Origin of the sequence: Billgrantia ethanolica (assembly GCF_021404305.1) — a bacterium.
Taxonomy (GTDB): Bacteria; Pseudomonadota; Gammaproteobacteria; order Pseudomonadales; family Halomonadaceae; genus Halomonas; species Halomonas ethanolica.
In genome coordinates, this window is record NZ_JABFTX010000022.1 from 1 (window position 1) to 385 (window position 385).

Annotated in this window: 1 pseudogene; it reads left to right on the forward strand. The window is 68.6% G+C overall.

What is annotated here, in order from left to right:
* Positions 1 to 377 (forward strand): annotated as a pseudogene (locus HOP53_RS21330) (cobalamin biosynthesis protein CobG); the annotation flags it as partial.
* Positions 378 to 385 lie beyond the last annotated feature (8 nt).

The window sequence follows — 385 nt, forward strand, 5'->3', positions numbered from 1 at the left end:
GACGACTGCTGGTAGAGGGCTTTCCCGTCGGGGCGCCTTCGCCGCCGGGGCTGCTGGAGAGCGAGTGCGATCCGCGCCTGGCCATGCAGGTCTGCCCGGGGGCGCCTTACTGCGAGCAAGCCAGCGTGGCGACCCTGGGGCTGGCTCAGGAATTGGCCGAACGGCTGAACGGCCAGGTAGCGGGCAGCGTGCACCTGTCCGGCTGCGCCAAGGGCTGCGCCTGCCAGACGCCCACGGACCTCTGCCTGACCGGCCGGGCGGGACGCTTCGACCTGATCGTCGGCGGTCGCGCCGATGGGACGCCGGTGGCCACCGGCCTGGATGAATCCGATGTTATCGAACACCTAGAGAAGAATCGCGATGCCTTACGTCTATGAAACGGACG